6 protein-coding genes and 3 pseudogenes are annotated in these 19,796 nt (G+C 71.4%); 6 read left to right on the top strand and 3 right to left on the bottom strand.

The genetic code is table 11. From position 1 onward, the window contains the following. Positions 1-181 precede the first annotated feature (181 nt). From VSR01_RS13340 to VSR01_RS13325, 4 genes are all read left to right on the top strand, one after another. Entirely contained in the window at positions 182-2,602 is a 2,421-nt protein-coding gene (locus VSR01_RS13340; protein ID WP_326449445.1) for a hypothetical protein, read from the top strand. Further along, complete coding sequence (locus VSR01_RS13335; RefSeq protein WP_326449444.1) at positions 2,563-3,846, top strand: LamG domain-containing protein; 1,284 nt, start codon at positions 2,563-2,565, stop codon at positions 3,844-3,846. Before VSR01_RS13340 ends, VSR01_RS13335 begins: the two co-directional genes overlap by 40 nt. A gap of 211 nt (positions 3,847-4,057) precedes the next feature. Next, positions 4,058-10,960, top strand: a complete 6,903-nt coding sequence (locus VSR01_RS13330; RefSeq protein WP_326449443.1) for a polymorphic toxin-type HINT domain-containing protein — start codon at positions 4,058-4,060, stop codon at positions 10,958-10,960. Positions 10,961-11,077: 117 nt separating this feature from the next. Then, positions 11,078-11,809, top strand: coding sequence for a hypothetical protein (locus VSR01_RS13325; protein ID WP_326449442.1), 732 nt, complete (start codon positions 11,078-11,080; stop codon positions 11,807-11,809). A gap of 71 nt (positions 11,810-11,880) precedes the next feature. Here VSR01_RS13325 and VSR01_RS13320 read toward each other — a convergent pair. The 3 genes and pseudogenes from VSR01_RS13320 to VSR01_RS13310 all read right to left on the bottom strand — a co-directional run bounded on the left by VSR01_RS13320 (position 11,881) and on the right by VSR01_RS13310 (position 15,904). After that, positions 11,881-13,066 (bottom strand): annotated as a pseudogene (locus tag VSR01_RS13320) (uroporphyrinogen-III synthase). Between the two features lie 327 nt (positions 13,067-13,393). Next, a pseudogene (locus tag VSR01_RS13315) lies at positions 13,394-14,781 on the bottom strand (nitrate/nitrite transporter). A 373-nt stretch (positions 14,782-15,154) separates the two neighbouring features. Further along, a complete protein-coding gene (locus VSR01_RS13310) occupies positions 15,155-15,904 on the bottom strand; it encodes an SDR family NAD(P)-dependent oxidoreductase (protein WP_326449441.1) in 750 nt (249 codons plus the stop codon). 244 nt (positions 15,905-16,148) lie between these two features. Here VSR01_RS13310 and VSR01_RS13305 point away from each other — a divergent pair. After that, positions 16,149-17,002, top strand: a pseudogene (locus tag VSR01_RS13305) (LysR family transcriptional regulator). A 372-nt stretch (positions 17,003-17,374) separates the two neighbouring features. Continuing rightward, positions 17,375-19,642: a HelD family protein gene (locus tag VSR01_RS13295; RefSeq protein WP_326449438.1), complete on the top strand. Its 2,268-nt coding sequence runs from the start codon at positions 17,375-17,377 to the stop codon at positions 19,640-19,642. The last annotated feature ends 154 nt before the right edge of the window (positions 19,643-19,796 follow it).

Raw genomic sequence — 19,796 nt, 5'->3', positions numbered from 1 at the left:
CGACGCCCCGTGAACCGCGGCGGCCGCGGCATTCGGCGTTTCCGAGATGTTCATTCTCCGGCCACGCCATCGGCGAAAGAACTCATTGACCGAGCACAGCGAACACTGATGTGATTTCGCCTCGAACGTGTGACGTGCCAGTGGGGTGGGGATTTTGGTACGCAAGGCGGCTCTGTTCGGCGTGCGCGAAAAGCGCTGGCTGCACGTTTTCCGATTCACGCTTTCCGCACTGCTGGCCGCCGTCGCCGCCGTCGCGGGCCCGTCGACTGCCTACGCGGACCAGGGCACGCCGCCCGCACGGGCGACGGCAGCGACCCAGACGCCTTCCCAGCGCGCCGCGGCGTCGGGCGAGGCGGTGGAGGTCGTGGGAGCGCGCACCGAGTACACCACGACGTACGCGAATCCGGACGGCATGACCTACACGCTGGACGACTCGGCGGTCCCGGTCCGGGTCAGGGACGCCACCGGAAGCTGGGTGACACCGGACAGTACGCTGCACCGCCGAACCGACGGCACCGTGACGCCCACGGCGACCATGGCGGACCTGGTGTTCTCGGGTGGCGGGAGCAGCGCGCCTCTGGTGACGATCGGTAGTGCCGACCGGTCGATGTCGCTGACGTGGCCCGGCGCCCTGCCGACTCCGACGACCGAGGGCGACACCGCCGTGTATGCGGACGTGCTGCCCGGCGTGGACCTCCGGCTGCGGGCGACGGTGGACGGCTTCCGCGAGCTACTGGTCGTCAAGACCCCCGCTGCCGCTGCCGACCCGAATCTGAGCCGTATCGAGTTCGGGCTGGCGACTGCCGGCGTGCACATGGCGACGACCGCCGGCGGCGGGATGGCCGCGGTCGACGACGACGGACGCAAGGTGTTCGTCGCTCCTCCTGCCCGGATGTGGGACTCGGCGTCCACCGGCGCGGCACCGCAGACGAGGCCGAGCACCACAGAAGGAGCCGGCGCTTCCCGCGCGAGCACCGAGGACGGCCCGACTCCGGGCGGGACGGCCGTCACCGTGCCCATCGACGTGGACGGCACGAGCCTGGCCATCGAGCCGGACCCGGGCATGCTCGCCCAGACGGATCCGGACGCCTACCCGCTGTACATCGATCCCGACCCCATCGCCGTGAACCCCTCCTCCGCCGAGCGGACACTGCTGCGCAACGACGGGGTCGCCGACTACGGCTGGGACAACACCGACCAGGCGGGCGGCCAGCAGGGCAAGGGCGACGGGCTGTGCGGAAGCTGGAACGGCTACTACTGCGGCCCGGGGTACGTACAGCGGCTGTACTTCCAGTTCACCCCGGCAGCGCTGAAGGGCAAACACGTGCTGTCGGCGACCTTTCGGATCACTTCGCCGTGGGCGTTCCAGTGCCAGGACCGTACGAGCGATCTGGTGCGCACCGACAACTTCACCTCCTCCACGACCTGGTCGAGTCGGCCCAAGGAATTGGACTGGATGGGAGATCGGCTGTTCTCGGCCGGCCGTGGATCTTCGTGTGATCCGGACTCTCCTGCGGCGCCCATCGAGTTCACCGACAACCCCGCCGAGCCGGACGAGAACCTCACACCGACGCTCCAGGACTTCGCAGCGGGCAAGTTCGCCAAGCTGACGCTGGAGCTGAGGGCGCACGACGAGGGCGACGCGTCCGCGTGGAAGCGGTTCAAGAACGATGCCACGCTCAGCGTCACCTACATCCCCGTCCCGACCCAGCCGACTCTCGCCGGGGTGAAGAACGGCACCAGTGTGCGCTGCGAGACGAACGCGTCCGACCCGGACGTCATCGGCAACCCCCAGCCGCTGCTGGGCGCGACCGTTCGGGTCGCGTCCGGGAGCACCACCGTCGACAACCACGCCAGCCTGCGCGCCGAGCTTCTGTTGCAGCAGTCCACCGGTGGCGCGTGGAGCGCGGTCGAGGACTTCGTGCGCCCCGAACCCGATGACGGGTTCGCCATCGAGAACCAGGCCGTGGCGGACCTGTCCCCGGCCGTGCTCTCGGAGGGCGTCCTCTACCGGTTCGCCGCGTTCACCTGGTCCTATGCCGACAACGGCACCACGCACATCGACTCGCCCAGCACGGTGACGACCGCCGGCTGGTGCTACTTCACGGTGGACAAGACGGCTCCCAAGGAGCCTGTGATCACCTTCGACGGCCCGTACTCCGAGTGTCTGCCGAACTCCTGTCCCGCTCAGGGCGGCCCCGGCGTTCCGGGTTCGGTCACCTTCACCCACGCCGCAGCCGATGTGAACGTGACGCACCTGCAGTACAAGCTGTCCACCGATGCCCAGTGGCGGGCCCCGATCTCCGGCTCCAGCGCGACCGTCACGCTGGTCCCGCCGCTGTCAGGCACGGTCCAGCTCCAGGTCCGGGCTCAGGACGGCGTCGCGGGCGGACGCTGGGGCTACACCGCAACGACCCAGTTCAACGTGGCCATGGGCGCCGGCCCCGTCCGCGACTGGCACTTCGACGACGCACTGACGTCGACGACCGCCGCGGACTCGCTGAGTCCCGGCGACAGCGGACGCCGAGCCACCCTGCACACGGCGGAGCCGGCTGGTCGGTCATGGGACGGCGCGGGAACGACGACCGTTCCCTGTGGCTGAACGACTCCGCCGACCCCTCGCAACAGGCGGGGTACGCCGACACCGGCGGCCCCGTGATCAACCCCTCGTCGTCCTTCACCGTCTCGGCATGGGCCTACCTCACCAATGACACGCAGTTCCAGACGGTCGTCTCGCAGATCGGCAGCGACGTGTCCGGGTTCAACCTCCGGTATTCGCCGAGCCTGCACAACTGGGTGTTCCTGTGGACGTGGAACTCCGGCGGGACGCAGCAGCAGGCGGGAGTGAACGGCACGCAACCGGTGACGCTCAGAGCCTGGACGCACCTCGCCGTCACCTACGACGCGGCAACGCGAACGATCACCCTGTACGTCAACGGCAAGGCGCAGCCGCCCGCGACCCTGCCGGCCGCGGCCGCCGCGCAAACACCTGACAGCGCCTTGCAGATCGGACGGGCCCGCCTCACCGCGGGCACACCGGGCACCTACTCGGCCTACTGGCACGGCCGCATCGACGAGGTCACGCTGTGGCAGCGGGCCCTGACCTCCGAAGAAGCGGCGATCGAGACGCAGCTTCTCAGGGAGAACGACGGCCTGCCCGCGCTGGAGAACGTCGTCGACTGGAACCCCGACGGCGCGACTCCCGGCGCGTCCACCCTGGCGGACACCACCACGGGATACGGGAAGGTGCTGACCCTCGCCGGCGGCGCCCGCCTCGACGGTGCCGCGATCGTTCTCGACGGAGCCGACGGCTCCGCCTCGGCCCCAGGTCCGGTGATCGACGAGACCGGGTCGTTCACCGTCAGCACGCAGGTCTCGCTCGACCCCGACGTCCTGCTCACCAAGCCCGTGGGCTACACCGCCCAAGCGGTGGGGCAGCGCAGCGCGGACGGGTCGGCCTGGGGCCTGTGGTACCAGCTGACCGGATTCGAGGACGATCCGGAGACCGACAGCACCGTGCCCGTCGGGTTCTGGCATTTCGGCCGTCTCCTCGCCGACGGCACCTTCGACGGCGTGACCTCGGACGCCTCGGCGGCGGTCGACACTCCTGTCTCGCTCGCGGGCGTCTACAACGCCCGATCCGGCACGGTGCGCCTGTACGTCGGCCTCGACCCCGACGACGTGGAGAAGACGTTCAGCGTCGTCCTGGGCTCGGGCGATCTGTCGGTCGGCAACGGCTTCAACGGATCCTCCGACCATTACCTGCCCGGACGCATCACGGATCTGCGCTTCTGGGTCGGCGCCGCCGCCGACCGGGACCAGATCGAAGACATCGTCGGCGCGTAGCTCGTCGCGCCTCACCCTCGCATGGAGGAAACAGGTGGGTAGCGGTACCAGAGCGCGCCTGCACCAGGTCGGGACGGGAATTGCGCTGTCCCTGGCGTTGGCCGTTCCCGTGGGCCTGGCTCCGGCCGCCCACGCCGGAGTGCCTGTGGCAGGAGTCGGGCGACCAGCGGTCCCCGGGCAACGGGTGAGCGCCGTGCACTCGTCCACTCGTTTGAGCGCCCAGGCCGCCCGGGACGTCGCGGCACAGAAGGCGGCGAAAGCCCTGCGGGCGAAACGGGCCGTCGCCGATCAGAAAGCCGCCTGGCCGGAGCGCGGCGAGGCCACCGGCGTACTCGACGGCACACGGCACCAATTGGTCGCCGGCGGCCTGCCGGTAGCCGTCTCCGGCAGGGCCGCGACGAAACAGGCCGCCGCAGACGGACGGTTGAGGATCGACACGCTCGGCAGCGCGTCGGCGGAAGCCGCCGGAGTGCACGGAGTGCTGTTCAGCGCCACCGCCGTGAACGGCATGAGCGGCCATGTCGACGTCGGCTACGGGGCGTTCGCGTCGGCCTACGGCGGCGGCTGGGCGGGACGTCTGCGCATGGTCCGGCTGCCTGCCTGCGCGCTGACGACCCCCCGCCTCGCTGCCTGCCGGGTCCGGACGCCGCTGCCCTCGCACAACGACGTGCTCTCCCGCACGGTGACCGCCGATATCAACCTGCCGGCCGACAAGGCCGACCGGGCCGGAACGCAGGGGACCGCGCCCGCCGCGAGCCCGGTGGTCCTGGCACTGACGGCGGACATGTCGGGCGAGTCCCCCACCGGCTCGGGCACATACGCCGCGACGGCCCTGTCGTCGGAGTCGACGTGGGCCGCCGGATCGTCCTCCGGCTCCTTCACCTGGTCGTACGACTTCGGAGCGCCCCCGGCAGCGGCGGGTCCGCAACCGAAGCTCGGGCTGTCCTACGACTCCGGAAGCGTCGACGGGCGTACCTCGTCGACGAACAACCAGGGATCGGTCGTCGGAGAGGGCTTCGACCTCACCTCGTCCTACATCGAGCGCTCCTACGCCACCTGCGACGACGACGGTACGACGGACAAGCAGGACCTGTGCTGGAAGTTCGACAACGCCTCGCTGGTGCTCAACGGCGCCTCGACGGAACTGGTCAGGGACGACACCAGCGGCGTGTGGCGGCTGAAGGACGACGACGCCTCCACCGTCGTCCACTCCACCGGCGCGGACAACGGGGACGCGGGCGACGCGACCATCGACGGCGCCGGGGAGTACTGGACCATCACGACCGGCGACGGAACCCGTTACGTCTTCGGTCTGAACAAGCTGCCCGGAGCCACCACGCAGCGCACCAACTCGGTATGGACCGTCCCGGTCTTCGGCAACGATCCGAACGAGCCGGGCTACACCCACGGCACCGGCTTCTCCGGGCGTGCCGTCACCCAGGCATGGCGCTGGAACCTGGACTACGTCGTCGACCTGCACGGCAACGCCATGTCGTACTGGTACACGCCGGAGACCAACTACTACGCCCAGAACGGTGCGTCGACCGCCACCGCCGCCTACACCAGGGGCGGATACCTCACCGAGATCCACTACGGCCAGCGGTCCGACACGCTCTTCTCGGGCACCTACTCGGACAAAATCGTCTTCGGCTACGACGAACGCTGCCTGGCGACCGACTGCAGTTCGCTGACGAAGGACACCGCGGCGCGATGGCCCGATGTGCCGTTCGACGCGATCTGCGCGTCCGGCGCCACCTGTGACGCGACCGGACCGTCGTTCTTCACACGCAAACGGCTCACCAGGGTCGAGACGTCCGCGTGGTCGGCCACCGGCGCCGCCTACAAGCCCGTGGACAGGTGGGATCTGGTCCAGGAGTTCCTCGACGAACAGGAACTCGCCGACAGCAGCGACCAGATCCTGATCCTCGACTCGATCCGCCGGACCGGGGAGAACGGCACATCGACGCTGTCGCTGCCGCCCACGACCTTCACCTACCAGTCCCCGCCCAACCGCGTCGACGGCGCCGCCGACGACATCCTGCCGTACTACCGCCCACGGATCGCCACCATCACCACCGAGACCGGGGCGCGGACCAAGGTCACCCTGTCCACGCCCGAGTGCCACCGCGGCGGCACGATGCCCGCCTCGGAGGACCAGGACACCAAGAGCTGCTTCCCCCAGTACTGGCACATCAACGGCGCCGAGACGGCCGGACTCGACTGGTTCAACAAGTACAGCGTCAAGAGCGTCACGGTCTCCGACACCACGGCCGGAAACCTCGATCTGATCAGCAGCTACACCTACGGCGACCCGGCCTGGCACTACGACGACGACCCCTTCACGCCGGCCGACGAGCGGACCTGGTCACGGTGGCGCGGCTACGGAACGGTCACCGTCACCAGCGGCAACGCGGCCACGACGTCGAAGACGACGTCCGTCTACCTGCAGGGCATGAACGGGGACAAGCAGAAGGGCACCTCCACACCGCGCTCGGCGACCGTCGCGGGCGTCGACCTCCCCGGGCTGGACGTCGCCGACCAGACGGACAGCGACCCCTACGCGAGCTTCCTGCGCGAGAAGATCACCTACGACGGGCCCACGGCCGTCTCGGTCGTGGTCAACGACCCCTGGTCGCGGAACACGGCGACGCAGCACAAGTCCTACGCCGACGTCGCGGCGACTTACGTCCGCACGGCGAGGACCCGGACGTCGACCTATCTCACCGCCACCTCCTCGTGGCGCACCCGCAGTGTCGGGACGACGTACGACGACTACGGAATGGCCACCGAGGTGGACGACTCCGGCCAACTGGGCGTCAGCGGGGACGAGACCTGCACCCGTACCTGGTACGCCCGCAACACGGCCGCTGACGTCGGGATCACCGCCCTGGTCTCCCGCACCCGGGTCACCGGCCGGGACTGCTCCACCGCCGAGAACGACCTCGACCTGCCGACCGGGACCGCGAACCGCGGGGACGTCCTGTCCGACACCGCCACGGTCTACGACAACACCTCGGCCACGGCGTGGAGCGCCGGCCAGACGCCCACGAAGGGCCAGGCCAACTGGACGGGACGGGCCGCGTCCTATCCGGCGACGGCCACCGGCGGCGAGCGCAACCCCACCGCCTGGCAGACCGTTGCCACGGTCCAGTACGACACCGACATCGCGACGGACACCGTCAAGCTGGGCCGCCCCAGAGTCGTCACCGACGCGGCGGGCGCGTCCACGACCACGGTCTACACACCTGCCGGCGTAGGGCCGCTGACCAAGACCGCGGTCACCAACGCGGCGAACCAGAACAGTTACACCTATTTGGACCCGGGGCGCGGCAGCCTCCTGAAGTCCTACGACGTCGACCTGAAGATCACCGAGAACACGTACGACGCCCTCGGCCGGGTCACCGCCACCTGGCTGCCGGACCGCAGCCACGCAGGACAGCAGACCGCCAGCTACGTCTACGCCTACGGCGTCAGCAACACCCTCCCGTCGTGGACGTCGACCGGCGCCGTCCACGACAACGACGGCGGCTACACCACGAGCTACTCCCTGTACGACGCCCTGCTCAGGCCGATCCAGACCCAGTCGCCCACGCCGCTGGGCGGCCGGCTGCTGACCAGGACCGAGTACGACTCCCGCGGGCTGCCGTTCCGTACCTCACAGGACGTGTTCGACGACACCAGCGCCCCCGACGGCACCTTCCAGACCACGGACCCGGGACAGGTACCGAAGTACACGCAGACCGCGTACGACGGGGTCGGACGGCCGACCACCAGCACGTTCTCGGTCTTCGGCGACCTGAAGTGGACGACCACGTCCAGCTACACGGGGGACAGCGTCGCGAGTTCGGCCCTGCAGGGCGGCTCGGCCGTGCGGACCATCACGGACGTGCTGGGACGCACCGTCGAGCAGCGCCAGTACGCGAGCACGTCACCGGCCGACGCGCAGTACGGCGCCGGCGCCGGAGCGGCCTACACCTCGACGAAGTTCAGCTACACCCGCGACGGCAAACAGGCCACGATCACCGGCCCGGACAGCACCCGCTGGACGTACGCCTACGACGTCTACGGGCGGCAAACGAGCAGCACCGACCCGGATTCGGGGACCACGACCACCGGATACGACACTCTCGACCGGGCCGTGTGGACCAAGGACGCCGACGGTTCGGTCGTCGCCACCGCGTACGACAAACTGGGCCGGCCCACCGGCACCTACGACGCGTCGGCCGCTACCGACAGCGCCGGGATACCGGCCCAGCAGACGCCGCAGAACCAGCTGACCGGCTATGTGTACGACAGCGTGGCCAAGGGGCAGTTGACGTCGTCCACCCGCTACGTGGGGGGCAACACCACCGGCGGCAGGGCCTACACCACCGCCGTCTCCGTCTACGACGCACGGCACCGTCCGACCACGACGACCCTCACGCTCGACAAGACCGATCCGCTCGTCACGTCCGGCGCCACCGCCACCACCTATACCTTCCACACCGGCTACAACCCCGACGGAACGCCCTCCTACTCGGAGGAGCCGGCCGCAGCCGGGCTTCCCGACGAGAGCCTCACGCCTGCCTACGATGCCGTCGGGCTGCCCACCGCCCTGTCCAGTGGTTCCGGCGGATACGTCCTCGCCACCTCCTATTCGGCGCTGGGGCAGGTCGACCAGCTCACCCTGGGCGTGTCGAACGCCCTCACCGTCAAGCACCTCTTCGTCAGCAACACCTACGAGGAGGGCACCGACCGGCTCACGCAGTCCCGGGTCACCGACCAGACGCACCCGTACGACCTGCAGAGCCTCGGCTACACCTACGACGACGCGGGCGACGTCACCTCCGTCGAGGACGAGGCCACCCTGGGCGGCACCGGCGCCGCGGACAACCAGTGCTTCTCGTATGACGGCCACCAGCGTCTGGCACAGGCCTGGACCCCGACCGACCCCGACTGCTCCGCCGCGCAGCCGTCCACCGGCGGGCTCGGGGGCGCGAGCCCGTACTGGACCTCGTACGCCTACACCGCAGGAGGGCTGCGCTCCACGCAGACCGACCACACCGCGTCGGGCGACGTCCTGAGCACCTACTGCTACGACCCGGCGCGGCCGCACGCGCTGACCGCCGTCCTCACCGCCTCGGCCACCTGCGACGGCGTACCTGCGGCGTACACGTACGACGGTGCGGGCGACACCACGACGCGGCCGCACGGCGGCGGCACCCAGGATCTGGCCTGGGACGTGGAAGGGAACCTGTCCCAGCTGAAGGAGAAGTCCGGCTCCGCGGTCACCAGCACGACCGACTACGTCTACGACGCCCAGGGCAGACTCCTCATCCGCCGCAACGTCGACGGGGAGACCGTCCTCTACCTCGACGGCGCCACGGAGATCCACACGACGAGCGTGAGCGGCAAGCCTGTTACATGGGGCCAGCGCACGTACGTGTTCGACGGCCAGCCGGTCGCCGCCCGCACCACGCAGACGGGCATGCCGGGGCTGACCTGGCTGGCCGGCGACCAGCACGGGACGAGCAGTCTCGCCGTCGACACCTCCGCGAACCAGAACCCGGTCAAGCGCTACCTGACGCCTTTCGGCGCGCCCCGGGCGGGCGGCAGCGGCACGTGGCCCGACGACAAGTCCTTCCTCGGCGCGCCCGCTGACACCGGTACCGGTCTCACACAGCTCGGCGCCCGCCAGTACGACCCGGCCACCGGCCGTTTCCTGAGCGTCGATCCGCTGCTGACCGCGAGCGATCCGCAGGCTCTCAACGGCTACACCTATGCCGACGACAACCCGGTGACCCTTTCCGATCCGGCCGGCACGCGCATCGAGGAATGCGGTACGGGTGCGGCCACGTGCAGCGGGGACAACCACCACGTCAACGACGCGACGACAACGGCCGACACCACATGCGCCCACGGCGGGTGCTCCGACTCCGCGCCCCACGGATCGCAGGACCCGGCCGACACCGCGCCGCCGTCGACCGTGGAGGTCTACCCCACCGTCGTCGTGCCCAGGGACTGGGACGGATGGCTGGACTTCGCGACCGCACTGGACAAGCGCATCGCCAAGGACTGCGAGTTTCAGGACTTCTACTGCGACGACCCTTCCCAGTACGACCGCGAGGGTGCGCGTGCCGGCGTCACCCAGACGCTGACGACCGACGTCTTCATGGCCTGCAGCGACATCGGAGGGTGCCCAGCGACCATCCACGGGGCCGGTGCCGGGGCGGTGATCGCTGCGAATGCCGCCGCGCTGTCCGGTCCGGGCGACGTGGCCGGAGAAGGGGATCTCTTCAAGACGGGGAACGGCCGATCCCTGAAGGGCGGGACCGGTTGCAACAGCTTCCGACCCGACACGCCTGTTCTCGTGGAGGACGGCAAGACCAAGAAGATCGGGGATCTGCGCGTCGGGGACCAGGTGGAGGCCGCGGACCCCGACACAGGGAAGCACGTCGGCTCCCGCGAGGTCACGGCGACGCACATCAACCACGACCACGACCTCGTCGACGTGACGGTCGAGACCGAAGCCGGCCACGCCGGCGTCCTGCACACCACCTCCAAGCACCCCTTCTGGGACGCCACCCTCCACGTCTGGGTCCCCGCAGGCCGTTTGAAGCCCGGCCACGTCCTGGAGACCGCCGCCGACCAGCACGTCCGCGTCATGGCGGTCCGCCTCCGCCCCGGCACCGCGGAGATGTGGAACCTCACGGTGGACCAGCTCCACACGTACTATGTGCTTGCTGGAAATACGCCGGTACTGGTGCACAACGTCGGAGAATGCCCTATAGATGGGGTTCCGCACGGCGCGATCGGCGAAGCGGCGTCGCTTGATCGACTCCAGAAGGGTGGATACACGGACATCACCCCACAGGTGCGATTCATCAACGGCAATGGCGATGTCTTCATTGCAGACTTCGTCGCGCGAAATCCGAACGGCAACTGGGTTGCTGTTGAATCCAAGGTGGGTGGAGCGACGGTGACAGATCATCAAGCCGTCGGATACCCAGAGCTAACGAGCCGTGGGGCAATTCTCAATACGAGCAAGCTTGAACAGTATGGGCTGAAAAAGGGCAGTACGGTGACGATGCCCCTGGAGATCGACCATTGGCGATGTGGCGTATGTAATCCGTGATAAGAAATGGGCTCGGAGTGCTTTGGCGCTCCGGGCCCATTTTTTGGTTACTCATCTACCGCCAGGCGGGGAAAGCTCCACTGCGCAAGCTTCGATGGATGCGGCATAATGAGGATCATGGCTACCAATGAGCAAGGGCGTTCGGCGACACACCTGGCTGAACGGTTGATCGAACTCGAAGGCCCCAAGGAAGTCCTTCTGGCTGCCGGAGAGTGGATGGCGTATCGGTTGGAGCGGGACGGCTTTCGTTGGCTCAAGGGACGAACTAGCTTGGAGCGTCGCCTTGACGGGCGACTTGAGTGCATGCGCCTCGAAGGCAGCCGCTGGAACAAGGCGGGAAAGTTGATCGAGTTCAGTATCGTGGGCCTGGAAGTCTTCGATGAAGGACTCAAAGCATGGAGGAAGTCCAATCCTGGCCTCACGGTTGAGCGTCCTGAATCTGTAGAGGGTATTGTTTGCGCCACCAGCTTCCTTGACATCTCGCGGGAGGCCAAGGCGATCGTCACCCTGCCTTCCGACAGGATTGCAGTCGTCGATAGGCTGTGTGAACACGCACGAGAGGTTGCATTGCCATGGTTCAGCTCTTCTGAGGACCCTGAGAATTTGGCTGATGCGGTGCCAGACGCGCTCCTCCGCCCAACCGGCTTTGGGCAAGACCTGCTGGAGTTCCTGGTTAGCCGAGGATTCCATGGGGAAGCCAGGTCTCTGATTCGGCGAGTTATTTCTCTCGGTGATTCGTATCGCGATGCAATTTCCGAAGGTCGCGATCTCGCCATTGGTGGCGGGCGTGCAAACTGGCATTCTCCGCAGGCTCTGGGGTGGAGCGGCGAGGTCCTAGGCCTGCTCTGAAATTCGATCGATTTCGATGTCCTGAATTCGTGTAGCGGCGCGCGGGTGAGCGGAGGCGCGAGAGTCCTCCGCTACGTGCCCGGGGTGGCGTATTTGTGGTCGGCGTGGGGGTCCAGGGCCAGGCGGTAGCCGCGTTTGACGACGGTCTGGATGAGGCGGGGGGCGCCCAGGGCGGTGCGGAGGCGGGCCATCGCCGTCTCGACGGCGTGCTCGTCGCGGCCCGCGCCGGGCAGCGCGCGCAGCAGGTCGGCGCGGGGGACCACCCAGCCGGGGCGGCGGGCCAGCGCGCGCAGCAGGGACATGCCAGGCCGGGGGGACCGGACGCAGCACGCCGTCCACCACCGCGGCGTGGCCGCGGATCTCCACGCGGTGCCCGGCAACGGGCAACGGGCGCACCCGGCCCGGGAGTTCGTTGGCGATGAGCTGCACGAGCGGACCCAGGCGGAAGCGCTCGGGCTCCCGCGTGGGCACGTCCCGCGACTGCAACGGCAGCGCCGTCACCGGCCCGACGCACGCCGCGAGCACGTCGGAGCGGAAGGCGTCCAGGAGTTCGCCGATCCGGCCGAGCCGCTCGGCCCGCTCCAGCAGCGACGCCGCGGCCGGCGCCGAGGTGAAGCTCACCGCGTCCAGCGACCGCGAGAACACCGCCTCCAGCAGCCGGTCCACCGGCGCCAGGTCGTCCGGCGGCATCCACCGGTAGACCGGCACGCCCACCACCGTCGCGCCCGCCTCGCGCAGCGCCTCGCTGAAGCCCGGCAGCGGCTCACCGTGCAGCTGCACCGCCACGCAGCGGCCCTCGACGCCCTCCTCCAGCAGGCGCTCCAGCACCTCGGCCATCGACTCCGAGGCCGGCGACCACGTCTCGGTCAGCCCGGCCGCGCGCACCGCGCCGCGCACCTTCGGGCCGCGGGCCAGCAGTTCCACGCCGGTCAGCCGGGACAGCAGCACCTCGCCGAGCCCCCAGCCGTCGGCCGCCTCGACCCAGCCGCGGAAGCCGATCGCGGTCGTCGCGACCACCACGTCCGGCGGCCGGTCGATCAGCCGCTTGGTCACGGCGAGCAGCTCCGCGTCGTCCGACAGCGGCACGATCCGCAGCACCGGCGCCCGCAGCACCGCCGCGCCGCGCCGCTCCAGCAGCGCCGCCAACTCGTCCGCCCGCCGCGCCGCGGTCACGCCCACCGTGAACCCGGCCAGCGGCGGCACCGCGCCCGGCTCCTGAGCACCCCGCGCGCGGGCCCCACTGCTGTTCGGCTCCATCTGGCCACGTCCCACCTGGCTGCGTTCCCCTTGCCTTGCACGTCCCGCCCGCCGCGTTGCCGCGTTGCGCCGCATTCCCGCGTTGCGCGCGTTCCCGCGCCGCGTTGCGCCCGCCGCGTCGCGCCGCGTTCCCGCGCCGCGCCGCTTCCCCGCGCCGCCCGCGCTCCCTGCGTCGCGTGAGTCGCCCGGGAGCCGGGTTGCCCCCCGGGCACCCGCATCGTCCCAACGCCGGGTGACGCCCCCGGTTCGCCCGCGTTTCCCGGGCGTTACGGACGCGTCCCCGGACCCGGGTCCTGGGGCGCGCGCCCCCGCGCCCGCCCCCCGCGCTCACACCTCAGCGTAGGCGGACGCCGCCGCCGGATCGCCCGGCCGCCCCGCGCCCGCGGCCTCGCGCGAGGCCGCGGCACCGCCCTGGACGACCGCCCCGCGCAGGTATACGGCCCAGGTGACCGCGAAACACACCGCGTAATACGCCAGGAACGCCACGAACGCCGGCGTCCCCGTGCCCCGGCTCAGGAACGACTCGCGGAAGGCCAGGTTGATGCCGACGCCGCCCAGCGCGCCCACCGCGCCGATCAGCCCCATCGACGCGCCCGACAGCCGCCGCCCCCACGCCACCGCGGCCTCGCCGGTCAGCCCCTCGGCCAGCGCCCGCCGGTGGAAGATGCCGGGGATCATCTTGTACGTCGACCCGTTGCCGACCCCGGTGAGCACGAACAGCGCGATGAAGCCGGTCAGGAACAGCCCGAGGGACTTCTGCGCCGAGGCCGTGACGACCACGCCGGTGGCCGCCGCCATCGCCAGGAACGTGCCCAGCGAGATCCGCGCGCCGCCGAACCGGTCCGCGAGCCGCCCGCCGACCGGCCGCACCAGCGAGCCGAGCAGCGGCCCGATGAACGTCAGGTACGCCGCGTGCAGCGGGGTGCGCCCGAACTGGTTCTGCAGCACCAGCCCGAAGGCGAAGCTGTAGCCGATGAACGAGCCGAACGTGCCGACGTACAGCAGCGACATGATCCAGGTGTGCGGCTCCTTGGCGGCGGCGACCGCGGCGCCGGTGTCGTTGCGGACCGCCGCGAGGTTGTCCATGAACAGCGCGGACAGCAGCGCCGCGACCACGATCAGCGGGATGTAGATCGCCAGCACCACCCGCGGGTGGCCGGCCCGGCGCCGGCGATCACCGCGAGGCCGACCAGCTGGATCGCGGCCACGCCGATGTTGCCGCCGCCCGCGTTGAGGCCGAGCGCCCAGCCCTTCTCCCGCAGCGGGTAGAAGGAGTTGATGTTCGTCATCGACGACGCGAAGTTGCCGCCGCCGACGCCGGTGAGCGCCGCGACGACCATGAGCGTGGTGTACGAGACGCCGGGCTTCATCACGAACGCCGCGGTGACCGTCGGCACCAGCAGCAACAGGGCGCTGACCACGGTCCAGTTGCGGCCGCCGAAGATCGCCACGGCGAACGTGTAGGGCACCCGCAGCACGCCGCCGACCAGCGTGGGAACGGCCACCAGGAAGAACTTGCCGGCCGGGTCGACTCCGTAGCCGGAACCCATGAAGAGCACCATGACCGACCACAGGCTCCACACCGAGAAGCCGATGTGCTCGGACAGCACGGAGAAGGCGAGGTTGCGCGCGGCGGTCCCGCGCCCGCCGCCCTCGGTCCAGAACGTCGTGTCCTCGGGGTCCCAGTGCTCGATCCACCGGCCCCTGAGCGTCATGCGGGCCCTCGCGCCCTCCGCCGGTCCTCCGGTGGTACGGGGCCGGTCCCCGCGCTCCCCGCCCGCTGCCGTCGTGCCGCTCATCGCCACTCCCTGCGTCGAAGTTGCCGCCGACCATAGGAACCGCGGGTTTCGGCCCGATGGCCCGCGGCGTGACGCGGCGGCAACCACGGACTCACCCGCGGCGCGGCGGCGGTGTGAGCTGCGTACCCGCGGGCGGGCCGACCGCCGCGCCGGGCCGCGCTTCTCCGTCAGGTCGCGGCCGGGTCGCGGCGGCTCCGTCAGGTTCGGGCGGCCCGCGGCGGCGGCTCACCAGGGCGCGGGCTCACCGGCGGCGGCTCACCAGGGGCGGCGGCTCACCAGGGGCGACGGCTCACCAGGGCGCCGGGCCGTCCTCGTCGGTGAAGGTGCCGGTGGGGCCGTCCGGGCCGACGGTCGCCATCCGCACCGCCGCGACGGCGCCCTGGGCGGGCGTGCGGTGGCCGGCGAAGTTGTTCAGGTCGGTGGCGACGAAGCCGGGGCAGACCGCGTTGACGAGGATGTTCTCGGGCTTGAGCGCGCGGGCGTACTGGAGGGTGACGGCGGTCTCCGTCGTCTTCGAGGGGGCGTAGCCGACCGCGATCGGCCGCTCGCTGCCGGCGTCCATGTCGGCCATGCCGGCGAGCGAGCCCGCGGAGCTGGAGACGTTGACGACGCGCGGCGCGTCGGAGCGGCGCAGCAGCGGCAGCATGGCCTCGGTGACCGCGATGACGCCGAAGACGTTGGTCTCGAAGATCGTACGGATGGTGTCGACGTCGACCGTGCCGGGCTGCTGGTCCACCAGGCCGCCGCCGTTCGGGCGGCTGATGCCGGCGTTGTTGACCAGGACGTCGAGCCGGCCGTAGCGCTTCTCGACGGTGTCGGCGGCCGCGGCGACGGAGGCGGCGTCGGTCACGTCGAGCACGACGGAGGTGGCGTCGCCGCCGGCCTCGCGCAGCTCCCGCGCGGCCTGCTCGCCGCGCTCGGCGCTGCGCGCGGCCACGACGACGGTGTGGCCGAGGGCGGCGAGCTGTCCGGCGATCTCGCGGCCGATGCCCTTGTTGGCGCCGGTGACCAGGGTGATCGTGGTGGTGGATGCGTTCATGTCTCCAGCACACCACCGCGGCGCCCCCGCGGGCCAAGACCGGCTCGGCCTGGATCGATACGCTGGAAGCATGGATGTGGCGGGAAGGCCGGGGGCAGCGGAGGCGGCGAGGGTCGTCGGGACGGCGGGGTCCGGGGCGGCGGGGCCCGGGACGGCAGCGGGGTCCGGAACGGCCGGGGACGTGGATGCGGGCGCCGGCGCGGGCATGTCCGGAAGCGCGGCCGGAAGCGCGGCCGGGGGCCTGCTGGAGACGCGCGAGCTGGCGTACTTCGTGGCCGTGGCCCAGGAGCTGCACTTCGGCCGGGCGGCCGAGCGGCTCGGCGTGGCCCAGCCGGCGCTCTCGCGCGCCGTGCAGCGGGTCGAGCGGCGGCTCGGCGTGCGCCTGCTGGAGCGCACCAGCAGGGCGGTGCGGCTCACCCCGGCCGGCGCGGTCTTCCTCGCCGAGAGCGGCAAGGCGCTGGACGCGGTCGCCGCGGCGGTACGGCGGGCGCGGCGGGCCGGGCAGGAGGAGCGGCGGCTGACGGTGGTGATGAAGGCGGGCGGGGACGGCGGCCTGCTGGAGCGCATCCTGCCGGTGTACCGCGCCGACCCCGACGCGGTGGAGGTCGACTTCGTCGTGTGCGGGATCGGCGAGCAGGCGGGCATGCTGCGCGACGGGCGCGCGGACGTGGCGTTCCTGCACGCGCCGCACGACGATCTGAGCGGGTTCGACACGGAGGAGCTGCTGCGGCTCGACCAGGTCGTGGCGCTGGCGCGGGGGCACCGGCTGGCGGACCGGGCGGCGCTGGTGCTCTCCGATCTCGACGGCGAGACCTTCCCCGGTGGCCCGGGTCGCTCCGGCCGGACGCCGAGGGGCCCGAGGTGCGCGACTCCGCGCAGCTGATGCAGTTGGTCGCGCTCGGGCAGGTGGTCGCGGTGCTGCCGGAGACGGTGCGGCGGCATCCGCAGCCGGGGGTGGCGTACGTGCCCGTGCTCGACGCCCCGGCCGCGTCCGTGCTGCTCGCGTGGCCCGAGCGCACGGGGTCGCTCGCGCTGGCGTCGTTCGTCCGCACGGCGCTCGACGTCGCGCACGCGAAGACGCTGGGCGCGAGCCATTAGGGGCGCGGGGAACGGCTCCCCCAGACTCCGTCCGGGAGGTACCCCCAGCAACCACCCACCGGGCCGGTGGTCCGGATCGCACCGAACAGCCCCTTTGGGGCGGTGGCGACGTTGCGCGCCGCGAGGGCTGGTCGCGCAGTTCCCCGCGCCCCTGAAAAACAGGTCCGGCGCCGGGCCGGCGTACGGGGGCGCGCCCCTGAACTCAGCGTCCAGCGCTGAGCCGGGGTAGGAGGGGGTGCCCAAGAAAAACGCTCGGCGTTGAGTTGACGTGGGCGTTGGGGCACAGCGCCGAGCGTCGGGCAGCGTAGGGTGGACGGCTGTCCCTGACGCGGTCGTGCCAGGGACGAGCACACACGCCGAAGGGGGTCCTGCGTGGCCGCGCAGACCACAGCACCGGGTGTCCGGGAACAGGAGATCGCCGCCGAGCAGGCGCACCTGGACCGGGTGTACCGCCGCCTGGAGGAGAAGATCCACGAGGCGGAGTTCCTGATGGACGACGCCGCCAAGCGCGGCCAGGTCGGCACGCCCGGCGCACTGGCCGAACGCGACGCGCAGGTCTTCCGCGCCGGCGTCCACCTCAACCGGCTGAACAGCGAGTTCGAGGACTTCCTGTTCGGCCGGATCGACCTGCTGCGCGGCAAGGACGGCCAGAAGGGCGCGGACGGCGCGTACACCTCCGTCGAGCCCGCCGACGACGCGGTCCGCCCGGACGCCACCGCGGACGTCGCCGAGACGCTGCACATCGGCCGGATCGGCGTGCTGGACAGCGACTACGCGCCGCTGGTGATCGACTGGCGGGCGCCCGCCGCCGCGCCGTTCTACCGCTCGACGCCGGTCGCGCCCGGCCGGGTGGTGCGCCGCCGGGTGATCCGGTCCAAGGGCCGCCGGGTGCTCGGCGTCGAGGACGACCTGCTCAGGCCCGAGCTGACCACCGGGCTGCCGGTGGTCGGCGACGGCGCGCTGATGGCCGCGCTCGGCCAGGCCCGCACCCACTCCATGCGCGACATCGTCTCCAGCATCCAGGCCGAGCAGGACCTGGTGATCCGCGCGCCGGCCGCGTCGGTCACCGAGGTCACCGGCGGCCCCGGCACCGGCAAGACCGCCGTGGCGCTGCACCGCGCGGCGTACCTGCTCTACCAGGACCGGCGGCGCTACTCCGGCGGCATCCTGTGCGTCAGCCCGACGCCGCTGCTGGTCGCGTACACCGAGGGCGTGCTGCCGTCGCTGGGGGAGGAGGGCCAGGTCGCGATCCGCGCGGTCGGCTCGCTGGTGGACGGCGTGAGCGCGGAGCTGTACGACGAGCCGGCCGTCGCCCGGGTCAAGGGCTCGCTGCGGATGCAGAAGGTGCTGCGCAACGCCGCGCGCGGCTGCCTGGACCGCGCGGAGGACGTCCCCGCCTCGCTGCGCGTGGTGGCCTTCGGCCGCCGGCTGGAGCTGGACGCGCAGGAGCTGGCCCGGGTCAGGCAGCAGGCGCTCGGCGGCACCGCGCCCATCAACCTGCTGCGCCCGCGTGCCCGCAGGCTGCTGCTCGACGCGCTGTGGCGCAGGACCGGCCGCCGCTTCGACGACGCGGAGCTGGCCGCGGAGGAGCGACAGGGCTTCGACGAGGACATCAGCTCCGAGCCGGACTTCACCGGCTTCCTCGACGCCTGGTGGCCGGTGCTGGAGCCGGCCGCGGTGCTGGCCGCGCTCGCCGACGAGCGGCGGCTGTCGCGCTGGGCCCGGCGGGTGCTGACCCCGCCGGAGGTGCGCCGGGTGGCGCGCTCGCTGCGCCGCGACGGCTTCTCCGTGCACGACGTGGCGCTGCTGGACGAGCTGGCCACGCTGCTGGGCGCGCCGCCGCGCGAGCGCAGGCCGCGCGAGCTGGACCCGCTGGACCAGCTCACCGGCCTGGAGGAGCTGATGCCGCAGGCCCGCGAGGAGAGCCGGCGCGAGCGGGCCGAGCGGCTGGCGCAGGAGCGCACGGAGTACGCGCACGTGATCGTGGACGAGGCCCAGGACCTCACGCCGATGCAGTGGCGGATGGTCGGGCGGCGCGGGCGCACCGCGACGTGGACGGTGGTCGGGGACCCCGCGCAGAGTTCGTGGTCCGACGTGGACGAGGCGGCCCGGGCGCGCGACGAGGCGCTCGGCAGCAGGCCGCGGCGGCGGTTCACGCTCACCGTCAACTACCGCAACCCGGCGGAGATCGCGGAGGTCGCGGCCACGGTGCTGGCGCTGGCGATGCCCGGCAGCGAGCCGCCGCGGGCGGTCCGCTCGACCGGGGCGCTGCCGCGGTACGAGGTCGCGGACGCCTCCGAGGATCTGGCCGCGCGGGTGCGGGGCGCTGCCGCGCGGCTGCTGGAGGAGGTCGACGGGACGGTCGGCGTCGTCGTGGCCATGGCCCGCCGGGAGCAGGCGCGGGAATGGGTGGCCGGGCTCGGCGAGCGCGTGGTGGCCCTCGGCAGCCTGGAGGCGAAGGGGCTGGAGTACGACGCGACGGTCGTGGTCTCGCCCGCGGAGATCGCGGAGGAGTCCCCCGCGGGGTTGCGGGTGCTGTACGTCGCCCTCACGCGGGCGACGCAGCGGCTGGTCGTGCTGGCGCGGGAGGCGGATCTGCCGGACGCGGCGGGCGTCCCGGATCTGCTGCGGGCCGACTGAGCGGGCGGCGTCCGACGCAAGGGCTTCCGCGGCCGCAGAGCGAAACCACCGCGGGCCCCTCCCTGGGGGAGGGGCCCGCGGCGTGAAGCTGTGACACCGGCCCGCCATGCTCGCCTCGCGGCAAGTGGGCGCTCGAAGCGCCTAAGGTTGGGCC

Origin of the sequence: Actinacidiphila sp. DG2A-62 (assembly GCF_035825295.1) — a bacterium.
In the GTDB taxonomy this organism is placed as follows: domain Bacteria; phylum Actinomycetota; class Actinomycetes; order Streptomycetales; family Streptomycetaceae; genus Actinacidiphila.
This window is presented reverse-complemented; position numbering and strand designations above follow the sequence as displayed.